This is a genomic window from Aquimarina sp. (assembly GCF_977115655.1).
On sequence record NZ_CDSBKO010000006.1, the window covers coordinates 1 to 23,508 of the forward strand.

General features: G+C 34.0%; 17 protein-coding genes and 1 pseudogene. 2 read left to right on the plus strand and 16 right to left on the minus strand.

The window, feature by feature from the left end; translation table 11 throughout:
• Positions 1–764 precede the first annotated feature (764 nt).
• The 14 genes and pseudogenes from ACZIYX_RS03905 to ACZIYX_RS03970 all read right to left on the minus strand — a co-directional run bounded on the left by ACZIYX_RS03905 (position 765) and on the right by ACZIYX_RS03970 (position 19,048).
• Positions 765–2,609, minus strand: coding sequence for an IucA/IucC family protein (locus tag ACZIYX_RS03905; protein WP_462680889.1), 1,845 nt, complete (start codon positions 2,607–2,609; stop codon positions 765–767).
• A gap of 5 nt (positions 2,610–2,614) precedes the next feature.
• Positions 2,615–3,223 carry a GNAT family N-acetyltransferase gene (locus tag ACZIYX_RS03910; RefSeq protein ID WP_462680890.1) on the minus strand — a complete coding sequence of 203 codons (609 nt, stop codon included), beginning with the start codon at positions 3,221–3,223 and terminating at the stop codon, positions 2,615–2,617.
• A gap of 12 nt (positions 3,224–3,235) precedes the next feature.
• Entirely contained in the window at positions 3,236–5,698 is a 2,463-nt protein-coding gene (locus ACZIYX_RS03915) for a GNAT family N-acetyltransferase (RefSeq protein WP_462680891.1), read from the minus strand.
• 9 nt (positions 5,699–5,707) lie between these two features.
• Entirely contained in the window at positions 5,708–6,865 is a 1,158-nt protein-coding gene (locus ACZIYX_RS03920) for an MFS transporter (protein ID WP_462680892.1), read from the minus strand.
• A 226-nt stretch (positions 6,866–7,091) separates the two neighbouring features.
• Complete coding sequence (locus ACZIYX_RS03925) at positions 7,092–8,426, minus strand: lysine N(6)-hydroxylase/L-ornithine N(5)-oxygenase family protein (RefSeq protein WP_462680893.1); 1,335 nt, start codon at positions 8,424–8,426, stop codon at positions 7,092–7,094.
• Between the two features lie 12 nt (positions 8,427–8,438).
• Positions 8,439–9,944, minus strand: coding sequence for a pyridoxal phosphate-dependent decarboxylase family protein (locus ACZIYX_RS03930; protein ID WP_462680894.1), 1,506 nt, complete (start codon positions 9,942–9,944; stop codon positions 8,439–8,441).
• Between the two features lie 321 nt (positions 9,945–10,265).
• Positions 10,266–10,652 carry a protein-export chaperone SecB gene (locus tag ACZIYX_RS03935; RefSeq protein ID WP_462680895.1) on the minus strand — a complete coding sequence of 129 codons (387 nt, stop codon included), beginning with the start codon at positions 10,650–10,652 and terminating at the stop codon, positions 10,266–10,268.
• Position 10,653: 1 nt separating this feature from the next.
• The gene (locus ACZIYX_RS03940) at positions 10,654–10,878 is read right to left on the minus strand and encodes a hypothetical protein (RefSeq protein WP_462680896.1); all 225 of its coding nucleotides are present in this window, start codon (positions 10,876–10,878) and stop codon (positions 10,654–10,656) included.
• Entirely contained in the window at positions 10,865–11,440 is a 576-nt protein-coding gene (locus ACZIYX_RS03945; protein WP_462680897.1) for a hypothetical protein, read from the minus strand. Before ACZIYX_RS03945 ends, ACZIYX_RS03940 begins: the two co-directional genes overlap by 14 nt.
• A 134-nt stretch (positions 11,441–11,574) precedes the next feature.
• A complete protein-coding gene (locus ACZIYX_RS03950) occupies positions 11,575–12,678 on the minus strand; it encodes a phosphoglyceromutase (RefSeq protein ID WP_462680898.1) in 1,104 nt (367 codons plus the stop codon).
• Positions 12,679–12,708: 30 nt separating this feature from the next.
• The gene (locus ACZIYX_RS03955; protein WP_462680899.1) at positions 12,709–14,163 is read right to left on the minus strand and encodes a SusD/RagB family nutrient-binding outer membrane lipoprotein; all 1,455 of its coding nucleotides are present in this window, start codon (positions 14,161–14,163) and stop codon (positions 12,709–12,711) included.
• A 10-nt stretch (positions 14,164–14,173) separates the two neighbouring features.
• On the minus strand, positions 14,174–17,383 hold the full coding sequence (locus ACZIYX_RS03960; RefSeq protein WP_462680900.1) for a SusC/RagA family TonB-linked outer membrane protein: 3,210 nt from the start codon (positions 17,381–17,383) through the stop codon (positions 14,174–14,176).
• A 276-nt stretch (positions 17,384–17,659) separates the two neighbouring features.
• Positions 17,660–17,974, minus strand: a pseudogene (locus tag ACZIYX_RS03965) (LptF/LptG family permease); the annotation flags it as partial.
• Between the two features lie 189 nt (positions 17,975–18,163).
• Positions 18,164–19,048 carry a diacylglycerol/lipid kinase family protein gene (locus tag ACZIYX_RS03970; RefSeq protein WP_462680901.1) on the minus strand — a complete coding sequence of 295 codons (885 nt, stop codon included), beginning with the start codon at positions 19,046–19,048 and terminating at the stop codon, positions 18,164–18,166.
• Between the two features lie 551 nt (positions 19,049–19,599).
• On the opposite strand from ACZIYX_RS03970, the gene ACZIYX_RS03975 reads away from it, so the two are divergent.
• Positions 19,600–21,555, plus strand: coding sequence for an LTA synthase family protein (locus tag ACZIYX_RS03975; RefSeq protein ID WP_462680902.1), 1,956 nt, complete (start codon positions 19,600–19,602; stop codon positions 21,553–21,555).
• A 126-nt stretch (positions 21,556–21,681) separates the two neighbouring features.
• The gene (locus tag ACZIYX_RS03980; RefSeq protein WP_462680903.1) at positions 21,682–21,903 is read left to right on the plus strand and encodes a hypothetical protein; all 222 of its coding nucleotides are present in this window, start codon (positions 21,682–21,684) and stop codon (positions 21,901–21,903) included.
• Positions 21,904–22,202: 299 nt separating this feature from the next.
• Here the strand turns inward: ACZIYX_RS03980 and ACZIYX_RS03985 are convergent, their stop codons facing one another.
• Positions 22,203–22,871 (minus strand): DUF2490 domain-containing protein, encoded by a 669-nt coding sequence (locus tag ACZIYX_RS03985; protein WP_462680904.1) that lies wholly within the window; start codon positions 22,869–22,871, stop codon positions 22,203–22,205.
• Position 22,872: 1 nt separating this feature from the next.
• The gene (locus ACZIYX_RS03990; RefSeq protein ID WP_462680905.1) at positions 22,873–23,499 is read right to left on the minus strand and encodes a carbonic anhydrase family protein; all 627 of its coding nucleotides are present in this window, start codon (positions 23,497–23,499) and stop codon (positions 22,873–22,875) included.
• Positions 23,500–23,508 lie beyond the last annotated feature (9 nt).

Sequence of the window (23,508 nt, forward strand, 5' to 3'; positions counted from 1 at the left end):
ATATAGAAAATTATCAACCAAATATTTGTTTTTAAGCACAGTTCATCCCAGTGCAAACTGGGATCTACTTTATGATACATTGGTGTTACTGGATTCCGTTCTGCAACGGAATGATACTACTTCGACAGGCTCAGTTTGACAAAGCAACGCTCTATTCATTTTTGTCATCCCAGTGCAAACTGGGATCTATTTACTATACATTATAGTACTACCGGATTCCGTTCTGTAACGGAATGACAATACTTCGACAGGCTCAGTTTGACAAAGCAACGCTCTATTCATTTTTGTCATCCCAGTGCAAACTGGGATCTATTTACTATACATTATAGTACTACCGGATTCCGTTCTGTAACGGAATGACAATACTTCGACAGGCTCAGTTTGACAAAGCAACGCTCTATTCATTTTTGTCATCCCAGTGCAAACTGGGATCTATTTACTATACATTATAGTACTACCGGATTCCGTTCTGTAACGGAATGACAATACTTCGACAGGCTCAGTTTGACAAAGCAACGCTCTATTCACTTTTGTCATCCCAGTGCAAACTGGGATCTACTTTATGATACATTAGTACTACTGGATTCCGTTCTGCAACGGAATGACAATACTTCGACAGGCTCAGTTTGACAACACAACGCTCTATTCATTTTTGTCATCCCAGTACAAACTGGGATCTATTTTATTATACATTACTACTACTGGATTCCGTTCTACAACGGAATGACAATACTTCAACAAGCTCAGTTTGACAACACAACGCTCTATTTATTTTTGTCTTCCCAGTCTATACTGGGATCTATTTTACGATACTTTGCTATAGGGTTTTTTAATGTTCCTACCAATCGTAAACTTCCTATTGGATCTGCCAGGTTTAACATGTGTTTTGTATTACTTAATTGTAATCGGTTTAAACAACAACGATCAAATTCTGGTTTAAAAAGGTCATATCTTAAAAATTTCTCTTTTAATTCGGGATGTTCTTTTTGGTAGGTATGTATACATTCTGCAACCAGTTTCCAAAATGATTCTTCTGGATAATCGCCGTGTTCTGCTAATATATCTGCCATGAACCTAAAAAAGCAATCAAACACATCTGTAAAAATGGTAAGGATCTTCATCGTATCTGTAGTCTCGGTATACAATCGTTTTACTTCTGCTGGCAGCTCCATATCTGGATTAAAAACAATGACTTCTTCGGTAATATCTTTCATCAATACTTTTACCGGGGTATGGTTTTCCATAACCATAATCAGGTTTTCGCCATGGGGCATAAAAACCATTTCGTAGGTATAAAAACAGTGTATCAAGGGGCTTAGATAGCAATACAAATATTTTTGCAACCATCTGGTAGTATCCAAGGGCGAAGATTTTATGAGTTCTGCTAACAACGAATTACCATACGCATCTATATGTAAAAATGCTGCCATGGTCATTACCTGCTGCTTTTCTTTAATTTTAGACATCGGGGATTCTCTCCACAATGCCGAAAGCATTTTATTATATGCACTTGCCTTACCTAAAGCCTCGTAGCTAAAATTTCTATATCCTACCGTAGCAACTTCTCCCAGCATGGTAAAATCTGTTTTAGCTAGATATGGGTCTTTTTCTAAAAGTTGGGTTATCCAAGAGGTGATATGCGGGGTACTTTGCATATAATATGGGGATAACCCTCTCATAAATCCCATGTTTAAAATAGAAAGTGCCGTTTTAGTGTATAGTTTATGGGGATTGCTCTTATTGTATAGCGTTCGTATGGATTGCTGTGGGGAGTAGTAGTCTTCTCCTTCTCCTAAAAAAACAAGCTCTCTGTTTGCTATTTCTTTTGCAAAAATTTGAATGATCTTATTCTGCCATTGCCACGGATGTACTGGTATAAAAATATAAGATTCTATATCCAACCCTAAAGTTTCTAATCTGTTGTTAAATTGAACAATACTCGATACTCCTAGTTCTCGTCGCATTAAAGATTTATATTCAAATCCTTTAACACAAGTAAATGTCGCTTTGCTTTTATGTCCTGCTAACCAAATAATCGGAAAGGTAGTATCGCTTTCTGGAGCATATTTACCATAATCTTCGGCATCAAAGCCAATTCTACCATTATTGGCTACAAAACAAGGATGTCCCTCTGTCATGGCATGTTCTATGACTTGAAAACTACCGTTTACTAATTCTGAAGCGCTTAATCTTTTGTGTTGAAATTTATATGCTGCACCAGATAAGGTACTGGTAATTTCTTCTAGATAGGTTGGCAACATATCTTCTGGAATCCCTAAAATATCTTTAAACTCGATAATAAAGTCCATAGCGTCTACTGGTACCTGTATTCCATTTTGCTTCTTTATTAACGTAGCTTCATTGATGTGCCAATGATCCAGTTTTCGTTTTTTAGATTTAAACGTATAGATTATCCCAGAAATATCGGTAGATAGATGGTAATAAGTCCAATCTTTTTCCTGGTATTGTGGTTTTGGTTCTATTAATAGTTCGTGCGCAAACTCGCTAATAGCTTTTTTTACTAATGCCAGATTTACTGTATTCCAAATTTTGGGTTGAAGATGGGTAAGTTTTGTTTCTGTTTTAATGGGTCTATCTATCGTAATCATCGGTCTTAATTTTGGTTCGCACTTTTATTTGCTTCTTGTACAAGTGCTTTTTCGTATGCTTTTCTGGTACAAAATGCCAGTGCTGCTTTTTTATGAGGTAGTTCTATTTCTTTTAGGTATTGAAAACCTGCTCTTTTATTAAGGGTATGTATCTTTTCGTTTCGTACATCTGGCTCTACTACAATACGTTCTGTTTTTGGATTATGAAAAAGAAACTCTATGATGGTAGAGAATATATGCCAGGTAAAATTTGGAATCCTTTTTTCTGCAGGGCTAACCAAAATATGCATTCCGCAATCTCCTTTTTTAACTTCATAATGTTCTGCTATTATATCTTTTGAAGGATTATAGCGCTCCATTAAAAAAATAGGTTGCTCATTTAGCACTCCTATAAAAGCATCATGATCGGGCGATTCTACTATTTCTTGATAGGTTTGTTTAACTTTATCCAAAGTATGTTCTTGCATCCCCCAGTAGGTAGCATAAGGTTTTGTAACCCAATCATAAATGGTTGTACTATCTTTTTTTATTGAAAAAGGTCGTATTTGTATGTCTCCAAGCCCTTGAATATTTTTAGAAAAAATAATATTTTGGGGTATCACAGTAGTATTCATAAACAAATGTTTTTATATAGTAAAACCAGATTTTTCTCTTTTAAAAGCAGCGATAGGGTTTTGTAATTTTCCTGCAAATTGTAGTAATGCTACAGGATCGTCTAAATCAATCATTTGTTTATGGTTATTAAGTTGTAATCGATTAAGACAGGATAAATGAAAATCTGGTGCAAATAAATCGTATTGCGTAAACTTAGCTTCGTATTGTGGGTATCGCTCTTGATATTCCTGAATATTTTCTGCTACCAACTCCCAAAAATTTTCTTCGGGATATCCTGCATGTTCTACCAAAATAGCAGACATAAATCGAAAGAATCCGTCAAAAATATCTGTAAAAACCGACAACAGCTTAACATCTTCTGGTACGGGAGCATACATTCGTTTTAAATATTCTGGCAATTCTACTTCGGGGCTTAAAACACAGGCTTCTTCAGTAATATCTTTAAGCAATGCTTTTACCGGAATATTATTTTCTAATACCATAATAATGTTTTCGCCATGTGGCATAAACACTAAATCAAAATGATAAAAACAATGTAATAGCGGGCTTAGATATGCTTTAAGATAGTTACGCAACCAATCTGCGGTAGATAGCCCAGAGGCTTCTATAGTTTTAGGCAAAAATGCTACTCCTGTATGATCTATATGTAAAAAGGCAGCCATCGTCATTGGGGTTTGTCCTTCTGTTACTGCTGACATCGGGCTTTCTCGCCATAAAGATGCCAACATTTTGTTGTAGTCGTTATGTGGTCCAAATTCTTCGAAATAAGGGTTTACATAACTAACCGAACCTATTTCTCCCAACATTCTAAACCCTGTTTCCTTAATATAAGGGTCTTTATACAATAGGTTTTCTAGCCAAACTGCCATTTTTGGGGCGGTTCCCAGATAATATAATGGCAATCCCCTCATGAATCCCATATTTAAAATAGAGAGTGCTGTTTTGGTATAAAACTTAGTTGGATTAGAGATATTAAATAGTGTTCTAATAGACTGCTGGGCGAGATATTGGTCTGGTCCATATCCAAGACAAATTAGAGTGCCTTTGGCTATTTCTGGAGAAAAAATATTGGCTAATTTATTAAACCATTGCCAAGGGTGCATGGGTATAAAGTAATACTCTTTAGGATCTAACCCTTTGTTTTTGATTATGGTATTAAATGCGGAAATGGTGTCTGGATCCAATTCTTGCTGTATCAACACCTCATAAGGTAAATCTTCGATAGCGGCATATACTGCATTGCTTTTATGCCCTGCCAGCCAGATCAGGCTAAAGGAGTTTCCTGCCTCTGGTGCATAGGATCGATAATCACTACTATCAAATCCTATTCTACCATTATTAGCTACAAAACCAGGGTGTCCCTCCATCATAGATTGTTCTATGGTCTGAAAATCGGCAGATACTAAATCGGCAGATACCGGATTTCCTTTTTGGTGCTTAAAGGCACTCCCATACAGCGTACTTACTATTTCTTCTAAATACACTGGCATAGCAGTATCTTGTATCCCCAATTGCTTTCTGAACTCTTTAATAAACAAAATAGCATCTAGTCGAACCGTCTCTCCATCTTTGTGTTTTTTAATGGTCGCCTCGTTAATCCATAAATGCTGTAATGCTAATGGTTTTGCCTCAAATTTATATTGAATGGTAGGGTTATCTGTTTTTAAGACATAACTATTCCATCCTTCTTCTTTATTTTTTAAGATTTCAGGCTGGATAAGTAATTCGTGGCTAAATTCGCAAATTGCTTTTTTAATAAGTAAAGTATTTACTTTATCCCATAACTGGGGTTGCATGTGGGCTACGGATTGCTGAGGCGAAACGGCATTATCTAAGGTGTTCATAGCACTTCGTTTATTTATTTGTGGAATTATTTTAAGTTGTTGGTGTTTTTTTCTGGTTAAAAAGGCTAATTGCGCAGTTTTATGGGGGAGTTCGACTATGGCGTCTAGCTTAAACCCTACTCGTTGACATATTGCAAACATCTTTTTATTTCGTATATCCGGCTCTACAACTATTCTGTGTATGTTTTTATCCTGAAAAACAAAATTCATAATAGTATCAAACATATACCATGTAAAATCGGGGATCTTACCTTTCTTTGCTGGTGGTGCAACGATAATATGTATCCCACAATCTGTGTCTTTGGCAGGATAATATTCTCCTACCAAATCTTGTTGTGGGTGGTATCTTTCTAGTATAAAAACGGGCTGTTGTTTATACTCTCCTACAAAAATATCGTAATGATCGGGCGCTAATAACCTGGTATATTCCTCTTTTACATTTTGTAAAGTAGATTGTTGCATCCCCCAAAATATGGCATACTCCCGATTTACCCAATCGTGTAGTACTTCGCTATCTTTTTGAACCTTAAAATGTCGTATATAGATTTCTCCAAAACCCGAATAAGAGTAGGTAAACTCGAATCTGCTTTTCAAAGAATTTATAGTATTGTTATGTTCTTGAACTGGCATATCAAATAGTTACGTTTTTGCTAGTTGTTTTGTTTTTTCGGTAAATACAGTACGAAACAGCACATAGTAAATCCCTAATGTTACCAGAAAACCTATAAGCGATACGGTAAATGGAATTTGTAATCCATGATGGTCTACCAAAATACCTACCGAAAAGGATGCGAGTAATACCCCCAGATTCTGAAAAAAGTGCACTTTACTATAGTCTGTAGCATAGTTTTCTGGAGTGCTATATGCAAATAATAGTACATCAAAACGTACTACTCCCTGAAAAATAGCCCATCCATAAATGATTCGCCCTGTGATTACAATTGCACCAAAAGGTATTCCTTGAAGCAACAATCCTATTATTCCTAAAAATAATGCCCCCAGAATACCTTGGTATCCATTTTTTTGCTTTCGTTTTGAGTTGATCCAAAGGGCTAGTAATGCTACAAAGCCCGGGATAGCATAAATGGTTCCTGAAATTAGTTTATCGGTATACCCCGAAAGGGTTTCCCAATACACAGAGAAAAAAGGGCGAATAAGAAAATCACTAAAATATAAGATCATGGTTACTATCCCAATCTTTAAAATAAAGCCTTTGGGGATGCCTTTATTTTTGTGCTCGTGAGTAGTTTCTATTTCTTCTATTTTTTTTGTATCATATTTTTTACTTGCTAATACATAGGCACTTATTCCCATCTGTACAAAATCTCCCATTGCCATAATCAAAAAGATATAACTGGCATCTACCAGATCTACGGTAAGCCCTCCTAGTACGGCTCCTAAAATCCCTCCTAAATGCACAACTACCGATAATAAACCTATGGTAGATGTGTGTTCTTTTGGGGTGATTACTTTTAAGATATAGGGATAAACCAATAGGTAACTACCTTTAAAAAGAACCATTACAAGCGATAGTATCCAGAAGTTTATATAGGAATCTGTAGCATAGCAAAACAATGCTAATATACCTGCTACAGCTTGTGTGTATATCAAAATACGAAGCTCTGCTGTTTTTTTGGATATGTATGCCCAAAATGGAAATGCAATCATGACCATAAAACAAATTGCAGCAAAATAATATCCTACATATTTTGGGTCTGTAACGCCAAAACGGGTTTCAAAAAATTGTGGGTAAAAAGGGTGCAACAGATAGTCACTTACCACTGCTACCAAAGTCATTAGTATTAGAATGTTTTTTAGGTTCATGCTAGCTTTATGATTATGAGGTTGTCTAAAAAGAGAACTGAGCTTATCAGACTGAGCTTGTCGAAGTCCGGTAAAATTGATGTTTTTAATTACATTTCGACAAGCTCAATGTGACACCCAAATATGCTATTTTGACTAAATACTAGTACAAGTTCAGGCTAACAATTTGGATTTGAGTCGACTTAATAGACAACCTCTTTTAAGAAATTAAAGTCTTTTCAATACTAATTTCCTCTTCTTCAGTTACTTCAAATTGCTGAAATGCAATGCGTTTTTCTATTGGATAGTGTTCTTTTCCTGTTAGTTCTTTAATAATAAAAGAATTACGATAGCATGCCATTCCCAAATCTGGTGTTACAAACCCATGCGTGTGCAATTCGGCATTTTGCACAAAAATATCTTGCGCTCTTTTATCAATACTATAATTGCGATGTACTGCGTACCGGTCTTTATCATCCCAAAGGATTTGATCTGTAATCCCTTCTATAAATTCAGGTTTTTGATATGCATATCCGGTTGCCAGTACTAACGCTTCTGTTTGATGTCTGTATCTTTTGTCTTGCTCTATTTGATGTAATTCTAAATCAAATTTTTGTTGCGATGTATCATATTGTGCTAAGGTTAACTCTGAGTTGGTACGTAGTTTAATGTTAACCGTATTGGTTAATTGCTTTGTATAGATCATATCAAAAATACTGGCGATAAGATCCTGATTAATCCCTTTAAAAAGATGTTTTTGATTTTTAATTAAGTGATCTCTTTTGGATACTGGCAAATTATAAAAGTAATCTACATACTCTGGAGAAGTCATTTCTAAAGTTAGTTTAGAATACTCTAACGGAAAAAATCTTGGGGATCTGGTAATCCAGTTTAATTGGTATCCCAGAGTATCTATATCCTGCAACAGGTCATAAAATATCTCTGCAGCACTTTGCCCACTCCCTAAAACGGTAATAGATTTTTTGCTTTGTAGTACCGCTTTATGATGAAGGTAAGACGAGGAATGAATTGCTTTTCCTTTTAAGTGTTTACAACAATCTGGTACAATAGGTTGTGTTCCTGTTCCTAAAACCAGTTTTTTTGCTTTATAGATTTTTAATTCTTCTGTTTTTGTACATTGTGAGGTAACTACATAATACTTCTCCTCTTCGTTATATTGAATATGAGTTACTTTGGTATTAAAAAACAGATTAGGTAATTGCTGGATTACCCATTGGCAATATTGGTTGTACTCGTTACGAAGTAGTAAAAAGTTTTCTTTTATATAAAAAGAATACATTCGCCCTTGTTTTTTGATATAGTTTAAAAAACTAAAAGGACTGGTTGGATCTGCCAAAGTAACCAAATCTGCCATAAACGGGATTTGCAAGGTGGTGTCTTGCAATAGCATGCCCGGGTGCCAATCAAATTTTGAGTTTTTATCTAAAAAAACACCTTCTAAGCCATTAATGGGATTTGTTAAACATGCTAAACCGAGATTAAATGGGCCTATCCCTACTGCTACAAAATCTATTATTTTATCTTTAGTATTCATCTTTATTTTGTTTTAATTATTTGCAGTATAGGCTAGTCCTTGTTCTTTAATCATTTTAATAACCTCTATCAGATCTTGTTTTGTAGATCGTGGATTTAACAGGGTAAATTTTAAATATGTTTTGCCTTGTAATTTTGTACTGGCAACAGAGGCTTTTCCAGATTTAAACAGGGTATTTTTAATATGCATATTTATCATATCTAACACCGTATTATCTTCTACTCCCGGTATTTTAAACCGAAACACCAGCGTGCTGAGTTCTGGTTGGTGGGCAACTTCAAAATAGATATCGTCTTTGATAATATCATATCCTTCTAATGCCAGATAATGTACTTTTTCCAGAAAAGAACCCAGAGTTTTAGCTCCGGTAACCTTTAATGTAAACCACAGTTTTAAAGCATCAAATCTTCGGGTGGTTTGAATAGATTTTTCTATAAGATTAGGATATTCTTCATCCCTGCTTTCTAAAGGATTCAAATAATCGGCGTAGTACGATATATATTTAAAATGAGTCGTATCCCTTACCAAAAAAGCGCTGGAACATACAGGTTGAAATAATGTTTTATGAAAATCGATAGTTACAGAATCTGCTTTTTCTATTCCTTTTAATACCTGTTTATGGGTATCGGTTAATACATAACACCCTCCATACGCGCCGTCAACATGAAACCAGATATTGTATTCTCTTGCTATTTTTGCCATGGTATCCAACGGATCAAAACTTCCAAAATCTGTGGTTCCTGCGGTACCAACAATAGCAATAGGAATGTTACCTTGTTGTTTTTCTTTTTCTATAGCTTGCACCAATGCATCTGCCCGCATTTTCATTTTATCATCGGTAGGTACTGGTATTACAGAATCATATCCCATACCTAGTAAAGCTGCATTCTTTTTAATACTAAAATGCGCTTTATCGGAACAAAAAATACGAAACTTACTTACCTCATCAGACCAACCGTTTTCCTTTAGGTTAATACCATAATGGGTAAACGCATAATGGTCTCTTGCCATTAAAAGGGCTTTGAAATTAGATTGTGTCCCTCCGCTGGTAAAAACCCCGTCTGCTTGTGAGGGTAAGTTCATTTCGTTGCAAATCCAACGAATAATTTCTTGTTCAATCAAGGTTGCAGAGGTGCTCTGGTCCCAGGTTTCTACAGCTGTATTTACCGATGAGGCTATTAAATCCCCTACTAATGCTGGTAACAAAACAGGGCAGTTAAGGTGTGCTACATAATGTGGATGATGAAATGAAATTGCATGATCTAAAAAGATATCTTTGATTTCTTGCAGTGCTTCTTCCAGGGTTATATTAGTTGAAGAACTTACAGAAATTCCTTTTTTACGGGATTTTAATCGCTCTGATGATTCTCCACTATAGAAACAATCGTTATCCAAAAAGGTTTTAATATATTGAACTGTTTTTTGTATATATTCTTCGTACTCATATTTAGAATGAGCATCAAAAAGGTAATCAACCGCAAGATTGGGTTTTAGGGTAAGTTGGGTTTCCGATAGCATTTTATTTTTATTTGATCTAAATAAGTTTTAATGCAAAACTACGGAGCAACAGAATTAATAAAATGACGGGAACTGGATAAAAAAAGACGTGGTGAAGATTTTATATTCTTGTCTTATTTGTTTTTGATGATGATTCCAGATCGCTATAGTTTTCAAAATATAATAGAGGTAAATATTAAATTTTGAAAATAGTAATACCTTATAAAATGATTCTTAACCTCTTAATTTAAAACAAAAAGGGCTGATTTAGTAAATATATTTGATACCTAAAAAGAATACTTATTCTATAGAAAAGGTGTTAATAACAACTTAGAAATTGATTTAAATATCCTCTCTTTCTTTGGATAGATTTACAAAATTAATTGAAGGCAGAATAACAGATTCGTATCCTGATTGTAATGTTAAGTTTGAAATGTATGCTCTTAAATATGGAAAAGCTATTGCGGGAGCGTTAATTTTAGGAAAATCTGAAAGTTTAAATTCCTCAGTAATATTATTATCTAATTTAAAAATAAATACAGATTCAATATTTAAGTCAAATCTTTTATCTCTTACTTCAATTTCAAAACTGATCTTGAACAATTTTGGATTATCTTCTGGAAAAAAATGTACTGTACTAAGATCAAATGAATTTTCTTTTTTATTTTCCTCTGGAGTAGCCGAAAAATTCAAATTTAACACTTTCCAATTTTCTAATTGAATTTTCATATTATGCCGCTAATGCCATTGAATCCTGAGTATTTGAATCTATACTATTATCGATACTTGATGTATAAAAAATCTGCTCAATAACTTCAAAAGACTGATTATCGATATCCAAATCTATATTTATTTCAAAGCCATATTTACTGACAGCCACTTCATAAAGTTCTTCTGCAGTAATATTCTGAAAATAATTGTCAATTTTTGCTTTTATGTCTTTATTTAGTTTCATCTTTTATATCTCCTGTAAAAACAATATTTGTGTCTACTATATTAGTATCTGGTTCAAAAACTGTACAAATTGTACAATTAGGAGTTCTTAAGTTAATTCGCTTAATTCTTTCTTTAGCAAATTTAATGTAAAAATTTCCTTTTACAACGTCAATAGGTAAAATACCTTCTCCTCTTGCTAAATTAATTAGTAATCCATCCAAAAAATCTAATTTTTTATTAAGTTTATTGATCTTATTTTCAAAACATTCAAGAAAATAATTTATTATTTCAACTCCTTCTTCTTTTGTCAAATCCAATAAATTATCTTCATTTACTTCAATTATTGATTTTATTACACAATACTGTTTGTACTTATCCCTATGATTCAAATTGTCCCAAGCCTGAACTATTGCCCATTTTTTTGCTTGCTCTTCAGGTTTAGAACTTATACCTTCTATAAAAAAGTAAACTCCATTTCCTAGCCACTCCTTATCTCCTATTGATCTTTTATAATTAGAAGCAATAATTTCTTTAGCCGAATTAACACTTGTACCATGATACCCTTTGAATCGGTGCGTCATCAATCTTTTTTTAACAAACTTAAAAAAATAAAACTACCACTATGATAATAAACATTGTATAATTATCCTATTTCATAAAAAACGACCAATTTTAATAAACTGGTCGTTTTTTACCTTACTGTATATAGATGCAATTACTTTTTTATAGGCACTATAACATCTATAACTTTTCCTGCTTTTTCTACAGGGTATTTTTTACCTATTATTGCAGAGACCGTAGCAGCTATTTGATTACTATATAGCTGCTCTTCTGTACTTACTTCCCCTATAGGGGTTATTCCTTTACCAAAGGTTACTATCCATACTTGTCCTGCTCCTTTTACTTTTTTACCATGGCTTTTCCAGGTATCTAAAGGATTGGTTCCTCGTCCATGATCTGTAGAAATGATAAACACAGTATTATCTTTATAAAAAGAATCCTGTTGTGTAAACTCCCATAATTCTTTAATCAGGTTATCTGTATTATGTGCTGCATTCAGATAGGCTTCATAATCTCCATCGTGTGCAAAATCATCGGTTTCTCCATACGCAATATATACTAATTCGGGATGTGTTTTTTTCATATATTCTAACGCATAATGATGGGTAAAGGCATCTAATCTAACCGAACTCCAAGGGCTTGGTATTTGCTCTTGTAATTGATTTAAAAACACTTCTCTTTCACTTAGATTAACACCTTTTGCAGCCTCAAAACCTGCATTGACAGGAACTTGAGATCGCTCTTCATTTACGATAAACGGAAAAACATCCCAACTACCAAAAGCAGCTACTTTTCCTTTATACTCTGGCATTTCATGGATTATCTCTAATACTGTTTTATTAGGGTTATTTATTTTATCGTTGCTATGGATGTTTTTATCATCGGCAACTCCTGTTAAGATTTCATTATACCCGGGGTACGAAAACCACATAGTATTAGTTAGATCTACTTTACTCCCTAGATTTCTGTTACCGTGCAATTGCCCCATTTTACTTATGTTTTTCCAGAAAAATGGTAATAAGGCTTCTCTTCTGTCTTTTGGATTAGATCTCCAAAAATCAGATTTTAATTTTGTAGTATCTTTTACATAGGTTTTATTTGCTACCAATAAGGAATCTGCGCCAGAGTACAGTTCCTGCCAACGTAATCCATCTAAAGTGATCCAAATGACTTTAGTTGTACTTTTTTCTTGTGCTTTCCCTCTACTACCAAAAAGTAGTAAAGCAAAAAATATACTATATATTATATTTTGTTTCATCTTTTTGTTCTATAATTGATTTCACAGGAATTAGTTTTCCCACCAACCTTTTGCATTAATGGTATTTCCTCCTATTTCTGAAACTGCTTGTTCGTAATTTTGGCTGTTTAAAGTCTGCTCGTTATCCGGATACAGAAAACGTACAGGTACCTTATCGTTGTTTACATTATCTGGTCCCGGAGTAATAAATGATGGTAATCCTGTTCTTCTAAAATCATACCACCCTTCATATCCGACCAAAAAAGAAGCCAGCCATTTTTGGGTGATTATCGTTTCCAATCTGCCATCGTACACCACTCCTGTTTGTAAAAGATAGGCGTTGATATCCTGATTGGTTTCCCAATAGGCAAAAGATAGTCGTACTCCTTCTTCATAAAAAGTTTTTGCATCGCCTGCTATCCAACCTTGTTGTGCTGCTTCTGCAAGTATAAATTGTACCTCTGCAGCTTGTATTATAGCTGCTTTTACACTGTTTGGAGATCTATAAAAGAACGATTCCCTTAATCGGGATACATTTTTTGCCCCCCCATTAAAGGTTGAAGCATTGTCTTCACTTAAACCATTAGGTAAACCAACATATAAATCAGGAGCATCCTCTGGATTATCGGTTGGTTGAAACCATGAAAATAAACGACCGTCATTAAATTTCTTTAATATGGTTTCGCTGGTCTGACTAAGCCTGTGCTCATCAAAACTACCTATTCTGCTAGTACTTATTGACCAGGAATCTGTTTGTGTGGTTGCCGGATAGGTCATTACAGCATTTTCCTGATTTGTTTTTATAAACATACCATTATCTACTATCGTCTTCATTTCTGAAGATACATCTACTTTATTCGAGATTCTTAGCAAATACCGTAGCCTTAGAGAATTTGCAAACTTTAGCCATTTTTTGGTATCTCCTTCATATAAAATATCTCCTCCATTCAAAGTTCCTGCAATACGAATCGTTTTTCCCAATGCTAATAATTCTGATGCTTTTTTAAGATCCTGAAGGATGGTCTTATAAATAACTTCTTGATTATCATATTTTGGGGTAAAATTACCTTCTGTACCCTGTAATGCTTCGGTAAAAGGTATATTCCCCCAATTATCGGTTAAGATAGAAAACACATACGATCTTAATACCAATGCTATCCCCTCGTACGTAGTATTTTTGGTTTCTTCTTTTACAGAAGATTTTAAAATAATATCTATTTCCGGAAGAATCCCATAATATTCATCCCATAAACCAGATTCTGATCCCCACTCATAACGGTCAAAACCTGTAAAGTTAATTTTTGCGGTTAGTTGTCCTACGATATTACCACCATTCCATCCGGATTGTACTGCCCGGTTTGCTACGGTAGATATTGCAGTAGATAACAGAAGATCCTGACTAGCTGTTTCTGGTTCGTTAAGGTTCGTATTTGTTTCTTCAAAATCATTGGTACAGGATAGTATTGTTATACATATCATTATTCCTGCTACTATATATTTTTTCATCTTTTTTACTTTAAAAAGTTACATTTAGATTTAGCCCATAGCTTCGAGAGCTTGGTAATGCCATGTCTTCTACTCCAGGCACAATAACGCCACCATTAAAAGAGATGGTTTCGGGATCAAAATGAGGGTTCTCTGTCCATAGTGCCAGATTTCTACCTACTATAGACAGGGACATGCTTTGCATAAAAGTCTTTTTAAGAATACTATTAGGAAAATTATATCCCAAACGTACTTCGCGAAGTTTTAGAAAAGAGGCATCAAATATTCCTATTTCTTCGTTATTTCGATTATAACGCCACCAGTAATAATCCCGACCAGATAATACAACATCATTGTTTCTATAACTACCATCTGTATTTTGTATTACTCCTTGTGAGATAATTCCTGACTCTCTGCCTTGTGCCGTAAAATCCATCATACCAGAGGTACCCCCAATCAAAGTGGTTCTGGACATTATTTCTCCTCCTTGTCTCCAATCTAATAAGAATCCAAAATTAAACCCTTTGTATGTAAACGTATTTTGCCAACCTACTGTAAAATCGGGGTTATAATTTCCTAGTTTTTTTACATTAGGATCCCGTATCGAAAATCCATCTTCGTTATGAACTACTTGTCCAAAAAATGCACTTTTAGGATCATCAACGGTTACAAAACCGGTACCATAAATATCTCCCATTCTGCCTCCAACTTTTGCCAGTACATCCACATAGTTTGAAGAAATCTCGTACGTATCTAAATCATCAATTAATGATTTTACTTTACCGCGGGCACTGGTAAAGTTAATATTGGTATCCCATGTAAAGCCTCCTGTTGTTTTTATTGGTTTAGCATTTAATACTACTTCAATACCTGTGTTTTCAATTTCGCCAGCATTAATGATTCTTGATTTAAACCCAGAAGTATTAGGTACTGGTAATTTTAGGATTTGGTTTTTTACGGTAGATTTATAGTAAGTAACATCCAACCCTAAACGATTATTAAAAAATCGAAGATCTGTACCAAATTCTACTGAGGTAGCTTCTTCTGGCTTTAGGTTTTCGTTTCTTAAAATATCCGACGCATTTACCCTTTGATAACTTCCAAAAGGCTCACTAAATGAAAACGTGTTTTTTAACGAGTATGGATCTGTATCATTACCTACAACTGCCCAACCTCCCCGAAGTTTTACAAAGGAAAAAACTTCTGGCATTTCTATCATATCAGATACTATTGCACTAAGTCCTACAGATGGGTAGAAGTATGAATTACTATTCTTTGGCAGGGTGCTTGACCAATCATTTCTTCCTGTTATATCTAAAAAGAGGAAGTTTTTGTACGCAAGATTTACAAAGGCATATAGTGAGTTAATCTTACGTTTGTCGTTAAATTGTGTTTTTGCCAATGGCTCGGCTGCATTTTCAAAATTATATATTCCTGGTACAGAAAGGGAGTTTGCGCTAATTCTTTTATACCGATTTTCCTCTTCTCTAAGGTTACCTCCAAAAGATAATCCTACGCTAAAGTCATCATTAAGTGATTTATTATATTGCAGTAAAAAGTCTGTATTTTGTTCTTTAAAAAAGATATCATCCTCGCGATACTGTCCTTTTGCAAATCGTTGTGTACTGTAGGCTCGTTTACTTACTCTTAATTCGTTAAAGTAATCTACCCCTGTACGCAGCATAAGAGAGAGGTCTTTGGTTATCTGTATATCTGCTCTGGCATTACCAAAGATCCTGTTTTTATCAAATCCGTTTGTGTTTTCGTTTAATGTAAAAAAAGGATTATCGTGCCAGTTATAATTATAATTAAACTGTTGTCTTCCTTCTAATCCTGGTTGCCAGTAATCCCTTAGGGAATTCATGTTAATTTGTCGACCAAACCACACCCATAAATACATTATGTTTTCTGTACCGTAAGAGTTATTGGGTCTGTTATCACTTTGACTGTTTACATAGTTAACCGAAGAAGATATTTTTAACCATTTGGACAGGTTATAAGATCCGTTTAAGGCATACGTTCTTCTGTCGTAGTCTGTATTTGGTAAGATTCCTTCACTTTTTAAATTAGTTAAAGAAAGTCTTACATTACCGTTCTCATTACCACCGGTCAAGGCTAAATTAGTGGTTAATGTAGATCCTGTTTTAAAAAAGTCTTCAATATTACCAGGGTTAGATTTCCAGGGTGTAGGAATGATTTGGTCTGCAAAAGTGCCATCTGCATTTCTTGGTCTTCTGGCAAAATCCCCTGCTCTAAAACCACTGGTAGTAGGGCTATCATGTTGTGCTATTAGCTGACCATTTAATCGGGGTCCCCAACTCTCATCGATATTATCGTTTGTTCCTCCTCCAAAACCGTCTAAAAATTCAAATTCTCCTCCGGCTCCTTGTCCGTATTGATTTTGATATTTTGGTATTCTTAATGCGTTCTCAAAAGTTACATTTTGCGTAAAACTAACTCCTAATCCTTTTGATTTTTCTCCTGATTTTGTAGTAATTAAAATTACTCCATTTAACCCTCTCGATCCATAAAGTGCTGTTGCATTTGGTCCTTTAAGGATAGACATGGATTTAATATCGTCGGGGTTTATATCCTGCGCTCCGTTACCAAAATCTGTTTCCAGATTGCCTTCTGCACTGTTACTTACGGTACGATTGCTTATAGGTATACCATCTACAACAAACAAAGGGGAGTTATTGCCAGGGATAAGAGAACCTTCTCCCCGTATTGTAATTAAAGAGGTAGAACCTACACCAGATCCTCCTCCTGTTATTTGTACCCCGGCAGCACGACCCGCCAAAGAATTGGTAACGTTAGTTTCTCTTGCGGTTGTAAATTGATCTCCCTGTACTTCTTGTACGGCATAACCTAATCGTTTCTTTTCTTTCTCTATACCCAAAGCAGTTACCACCACCTCATCCAGAGCTTCTGCAGAAGCTATTAATGCAATGCTTCCTAAATTTTTAATCTCACCAGAATTTATGGTAATTGAAATAACCTTATCTTCAAAACCAAGATAAGAGATAGCAATGTTGTATTGCCCTTCTGGTATGCCTGTTATTTCAAAATTACCATCAAAATCTGTAACTACTCCTTTTTGAGCTTCCCTAAGCATAATGTTTGCCCCCGGAAGCGGAGTTTGACCATCTGTAATTATTCCCTTGATACTAGATTCCTGACTGCTGACTACAATAGAAAAAAAGTAAAATAGTACTGAAAAAAGTGTTAATGAACTTTTCATTTGCGAAGTTTAAAATTTTACTAATACTAAATTTATTGGTCAAAATTGTATATAAATTTCAATATTTGTAAAGTTTTAACATTATTTAATCATTACTATACTAATGAGAAATCGTAAACCCAGTGTTAAAAATATTAAATGAATTTAATCACTCGCTATCGATTAATGAAAAGCTATTGTGTTTTTAAAGCTATAAGAAATTGCTATTAAGGAAAATAAGTCTGCATAAAAATTATCCAGACAAGTACCCAAAGACTTTTAAAATAAATGTTCCTTTTATCGTTTAGCCGATATAAGCAGGTATATTGCAAGAACCCCAAATACAATATTTGGCAGCCATACTGCTATCCAGGGTTCAAAATCAGCCTGTACTGCTAAGATACCCAAAACTTCATCTATAAAAATAAAACCAAAAGCCAAAACAATACCTAGTGCCAAATTAACTCCCATTCCTCCACATCTTTTCACAGAAGACACTGCCACTCCAATTATAGTAAGTATAAATGCTGAAATTGGTATACTCCATCTTTTATAAGCTACCGCCTTATACAGGTTAAGATCGGGAGAACCATATTTTGTTTCGATCTCTACTTTCTGAAAAAAATATCTTAGTAATCTCCTGCACCTTGCGAGAGATCCATGTATATATTGTAACGATCTCCTGTACCCTTGCGAGACTTAAATAGTATTTTTAACCAGGGAAACACCGATTGTTAAATAAAATTATCGTGAGAAAAGTCGAATCCTTTTGGATTGTAAATAAAAAGAAATGATGTTCCTTTATGTAGTGATCACATTAAGAGATTTTTCTTTTAAGGAGATGGTGATATCCTTTTCTTCAATATGATATAGCTCTCCATCAATCTGTGCCTCAAAAACACTTCCTTTCACTCTTAAAAGATGCATACTTTTTGTTTGAGAAATTTGCGTTTCTTTAAGAATTTGATGTTTTCTAAAAAGCATTAAAGCACCAAACAGAATGACCTTTAATTTACTTATTTTAGGTATAATAATGGTATCCAATAAACCGTCTTGTAAAGAAGCCTTGGGGGTTAAACTTATTTTATAGCCTAATTCGTTTGAGTTGGACACAAAAATCATAAATGGATTTACCAATATGGTTTTATTATCCATATTGATTTTAATTTTTTTTTGCTTATTAAGCTCTCTAAATGATTTTAATGAGGCTTTTATATAATTATACAGCGTTCGCTGATTTGAGGCTTCGTAATTTTTAATCACATTTGCATCAAAACCAACTCCGGCATTACTAAAAAAATAATGTTCGTTAATTGTACCAACATCTATTTTTGTAACATTTTCTTGTTTGATTAATGCAACTGCCTTTTCTATAGTTTTTGGTATATTAAGGTTAGAAGCCAGCCCGTTTCCTGAGCCTGTTGGTATAATCCCCAGTCTAATCGATGTGCCCACAATACAAGATGCAACCTCATTAACTGTTCCATCACCCCCACAAGCCACAATAATGGTTGCCCCTTCATTTATAGATTGTTTTGTTAACTCTATTGCATGCTTTTTATGGTCAGATAACTTTATAGTCAGCTTATACTTGTCCTTTTCAAAATATTTATGCAAAGTATCTCCTGTAAAAACATTATTGCCAGATCCTGCAATAGGGTTTATGATAAAATGAATGTGCTTCACTTAGCTATTTACTTAATTTAACATTTTTATTATACAGCATTCCATCATTGATAATCTATCTTATACTTATAACCACACTTGACTTTTATTTCCTACAAAATCAAGCTATCTGATAATTTTTCAAATAGAATCAATTAAATGGGGTGACGTGAATATAATTCAGAAATCTAAAAATAAAATCCAACTCGTAATCGTTAGTAATATGATACCAAATCTGTCATTTTATGGTAATAATAAATAGTTTTTTACATAAAACCAAATTTACTTCAAAAGTAGTTAATCTCATTTCTTAAGATTATCTTTACGACTTGGTAAGGTTTGGTTGCCAAAGTTTGAATTACAGAGTTATAAGCCTTGTATTGTAATTAAATATAAAACATGGCTTATTAAAATATTTATTGTTTTTTATTATAAACAACCTTAGAGCAAGCTAGTTGGTATGCTTCTGAAAATATGTTTTGTTTTTGTTTTTGAAGCAAACCCCGAAAGAATGAAACCCTCAATAAAGGGCTCTAATCGTAAAAAAACAAAAAAATTAAAACATTATACTATTGAAATTACTTAAAGAGTTACCAGGTAAAACTACTTTTTTAAAGCCAATTTTAAAATTTTATATTATTGGTTTATCCATTACTACAATAAGCAGGATATTTTTAACCCTGATCTTTTGGGAAAGGGTTACTGCTACTGCTAATTTTTGGCACCTTTTTTTTATTGGTATCCGAATGGATATTATACTACTTACCTATATTGCTAGTTTGCCTACTATTTTACTTATATTTTTACCAAATCCAATACTAAAAAAATTAAATGGGTTTATTAGATATTTCTTAGCAATATGTTTGTTCTTTTTGGTGTTTATGGAAATTGCAACCCCTACGTTTTTGTTACAATATGACACCAGACCAAATAGATTATTTGTAGAGTATTTGTTGTACCCAAAAGAAGTTTCTAATATGCTTGTAAAGGGTTTTGGGTTACAATTGCTACTGGCTTTTATTGCTTTGGTTTTTGCAGCTGTATTTTTATTTAAAAGATCCAAACGTTGGTTCTGCTTGGGAGAAGAGGTGCCTTATACATCCAAACTCTTGCTTTTTCCTATTGTAGGTTTTTTACTTTTTTGGGGAGCAAGATCTTCTCTTACATCTGTTAGACCTATTAATGCAAGTAATGCCATCTTCTCTAAAGATCAATTTACCAACAGCTTAGCACTAAGCTCTTTATACACTGTTTCATTTGCTGTTTACTCCTTAAAAAATGAAGAAGACAGCTCTAAAATGTATGGTAAAATGGATGAGAAAGAGGCAATAGACCGAACTCGTAAATATATGAGTACTGTTCCCTCTGATTTTACAAATAGTGAAATCCCCTTATTACATAAACAAAAAAGCACCCATAAAACAGATAAACCATACAATTTGGTTATTTTTTTACAAGAAAGCTTAGGGGCAGAATATGTGGGTTGCCTTAATGGATTACCACTAACCCCTAATATAGATAAACTTTCTAAAGAAGGAATGCTGTTTACAAACCTGTATTGTACAGGAACAAGAAGTGTGCGTGGAATAGAGGCTGTTGTTACCGGTTTTTTACCAACACCAAGCAGAAGTGTTGTTAAGTTGGGTAAGGCTCAAAATGGTTTTTTTACCCTTGCTGATGTGTTGGGCAGAAAAGGCTATGAAACCAGTTTTATCTACGGAGGGTTTTCTAACTTTGATAATATGGCATCTTTTTTTAATGGCAATGGATTTAAGAAAATTATTGATGAAAATGATTTTAAGAAAGATGAATATGCCTTTAAAGGGGTATGGGGAGTATCTGATGAGGATCTGGTAGCAAAAGCAAATGACCTTTATAAATCTTATGGGGACACCCCGTTTTTTTCTTTAATGTTTTCCTCTTCTAACCATACCCCTTTTGAGTTTCCGGACGGCAGAATTGAACTTTATGACAAAGAAAAAAACACGGTGAACAACGCTATTAAATATGCCGATTATGCTATCGGTAAGTTTTTTGAAATGGCAAAAAAAGAAGCTTATTATGATAATACTGTTTTTGTCGTAATTGCAGATCATAATACAAGAACCTATGGCAAAAATCTAATTCCTGTTCATAAATTTCATATTCCTGCATTTATAATTGCTCCCGGTATAGAAGGTGGTGTAAATTATGAAAAACTATGCAGCCAGATAGATATCCCTCCTACCTTGCTCGACCTTACCGGTTTGGACATACAAACACCAATGCCCGGCAGAAATTTATTTGATTTAAAAGATGATGTGCCTGGCAGAGCAGTTATGCAGTTTCATACCACAAATGCTTTTAGAGTAGGAAATGAAATGGTCGTGTTACAACCCAATAAAGAACCCGTACAGTTTGAAATAAATGGAGACGAGAATTTGAAAGAAAAACAAGTAGATCCCGAACTAGCAAAAGATGCTCTTGGACATATTATTACAGCTTCCTCTATGTACAAAAAAGGAACTTATAAATTACCTGAAAATTAAGTTATATATATCCAAAAATATTTTCTATACAACAAAAACAAAGCTAATTCCTATAAAATAGTTAATTTTGCCTAAATACATGCTTATATTTTTTAAGTGTTTTGTATTTTTAAAAAAAAGCAGATTATGGAATTAATGAAAAGAGCTATAGAATTCGAAAGCCGAAAAATGATTAATATGTCTACAAGTGACAGAGTTGCTGCCTCCAGAGAGGCAAAAGAGCTTATCCTGGCTTTAAACGAAGTTTATAAAGAAACTAAAGATTCAGAAATCATGGATGTCATGAAACTTCTAACCGCCAAGAAGCAGAAAATAGAAAAACGTCTTAAAGGACTTCCTAGCGTATAGTGTATTTTTTTTTTAGTATTTGGGCATTATTTTCTCTGCACAAAATTATAGGTTCAAAAAAAAAAAAACATTTTAAACAATTTACTTTTTAAATGTTTAAAAAGTAAATTGTTTAAAATAGTATGGATAATTTTGAATAAAATTTTTATACGCTATCCCGAGCCTTTCCCAAAGAAAACAGAATACCTATCAACAACTTTGGGAAGGACCAGAGATCAAACACGTTCTTTAAAATCAATTGTCCTACATTTTTTCATTATCAATAAAGCTCTAAACAAAGCTATATTAAGGTACTTTGTCTAGTTTTTTTTTCGAAGATCTGTATTAAATACAACTCCAAATTGAATAAATCCCTTTCCTGTGTCTCTTAGTCTTTGGTACAAAAACCCTGCTTGTACATTTAGATTTTTAGAAAATTGATAGCCAAAACCTCCATAAAGCCTGTTTCTATCAAAAAGTTCTTCTTTACCATTAATAAAAATTTCATCATAAACTCCCAAAAACAATGTCCCTTCCTCAATCTTAGGTTTATTAATTGGTAAAAAAATCATTAAGCGGTATCTAAAGCGTGTATTAAACTCATTTTCAATAAAACGTTCTTCCATACGATAACGATGTTCAAACTTTGATCGCCATATAGTATTGGTGGTAATAAACTGCTGCCAGATACGATGTTCTTCAACCTCCGGGCTATTACGGTCAGATTCATATAAATGATTACCAATATATGCATAACCAGCTGTTACAAAGGCATTTTTGTCAAAATGATAATTAAGACCTGTCCTCAATAATAATTGCTCGATATTAACTGGTGCAATAGTATGATTTCGATATTGTATTTCTGTATGAATACTTAATTTTTCATTCACCTTATTTGTACCAAAATACATTAACCAATTCCCTGTTTCATCTTGCCCAAAAACTGATGTAGCTATCCAAAACAGGAATAAAAAAAAATTAAATTTCATTTTAAAAGAATTTAACCACGCCAGTTTCAAGGTCATACATTCCTCCTACAATTTTTATTTCTCCTTTGTTTTCCATTTCTGCCAGAACCTCGCTTGAAGAACGAATATTATCCATCGTCATCATCACATTTTTTTCTGCAACTTCATTAACAAAATCTATATTTTTTGAATTTCTCAATGCTTCGTCTTTTGGCTCTTTAACTGCATCGACTGCGGGCTCTATCTTATTTATCAAAGCGGTTAAGTTACCTAACCTGGCATGATCACAAGCGCCTTTGATTGCCCCACAGGCAGTATGCCCCAAAACTACCAGCAACTTTGTGCCTGCTAATTTACAAGCAAACTCCATGCTTCCCAGAATATCTTCGTTTACAAAGTTCCCTGCAATTCGTATACTAAAAATATCTCCCAACCCTTGGTCAAAAACTAACTCGGCAGACACTCTGGAGTCGATACAGCTTAATATAGTAGCAAAAGGAAATTGCCCGTCTGCTGTTTCATTTACCTGCTGCAATAAGTTTCTATTAGCCTTTAGATTGTTTTGAAAACGTTCGTTCCCTTCGATTAAAAAATCCAAAGCTTTTTTTGGGGTCATTGTACGTTGTGTTTCTTTTGTATGTGCTTTCATAAGTACTAT

What these genes read in the sequence shown, in the direction of transcription:
- ACZIYX_RS03905 (WP_462680889.1), bottom strand. Translation starts at nt 2,609, where the DNA reads ATGATTACGATAGATAGACCCATTAAAACAGAAACAAAACTTACCCAT.
- ACZIYX_RS03910 (WP_462680890.1), bottom strand. Translation starts at nt 3,223, where the DNA reads ATGAATACTACTGTGATACCCCAAAATATTATTTTTTCTAAAAATATT.
- ACZIYX_RS03915 (WP_462680891.1), bottom strand. Translation starts at nt 5,698, where the DNA reads ATGCCAGTTCAAGAACATAACAATACTATAAATTCTTTGAAAAGCAGA.
- ACZIYX_RS03920 (WP_462680892.1), bottom strand. Translation starts at nt 6,865, where the DNA reads ATGACTTTGGTAGCAGTGGTAAGTGACTATCTGTTGCACCCTTTTTAC.
- ACZIYX_RS03925 (WP_462680893.1), bottom strand. Translation starts at nt 8,426, where the DNA reads ATGAATACTAAAGATAAAATAATAGATTTTGTAGCAGTAGGGATAGGC.
- ACZIYX_RS03930 (WP_462680894.1), bottom strand. Translation starts at nt 9,944, where the DNA reads ATGCTATCGGAAACCCAACTTACCCTAAAACCCAATCTTGCGGTTGAT.
- ACZIYX_RS03935 (WP_462680895.1), bottom strand. Translation starts at nt 10,652, where the DNA reads ATGAAAATTCAATTAGAAAATTGGAAAGTGTTAAATTTGAATTTTTCG.
- ACZIYX_RS03940 (WP_462680896.1), bottom strand. Translation starts at nt 10,878, where the DNA reads ATGAAACTAAATAAAGACATAAAAGCAAAAATTGACAATTATTTTCAG.
- ACZIYX_RS03945 (WP_462680897.1), bottom strand. Translation starts at nt 11,440, where the DNA reads ATGACGCACCGATTCAAAGGGTATCATGGTACAAGTGTTAATTCGGCT.
- ACZIYX_RS03950 (WP_462680898.1), bottom strand. Translation starts at nt 12,678, where the DNA reads ATGAAACAAAATATAATATATAGTATATTTTTTGCTTTACTACTTTTT.
- ACZIYX_RS03955 (WP_462680899.1), bottom strand. Translation starts at nt 14,163, where the DNA reads ATGAAAAAATATATAGTAGCAGGAATAATGATATGTATAACAATACTA.
- ACZIYX_RS03960 (WP_462680900.1), bottom strand. Translation starts at nt 17,383, where the DNA reads ATGAAAAGTTCATTAACACTTTTTTCAGTACTATTTTACTTTTTTTCT.
- ACZIYX_RS03980 (WP_462680903.1), top strand. Translation starts at nt 21,682, where the DNA reads ATGGAATTAATGAAAAGAGCTATAGAATTCGAAAGCCGAAAAATGATT.
- ACZIYX_RS03985 (WP_462680904.1), bottom strand. Translation starts at nt 22,871, where the DNA reads ATGAAATTTAATTTTTTTTTATTCCTGTTTTGGATAGCTACATCAGTT.
- ACZIYX_RS03990 (WP_462680905.1), bottom strand. Translation starts at nt 23,499, where the DNA reads ATGAAAGCACATACAAAAGAAACACAACGTACAATGACCCCAAAAAAA.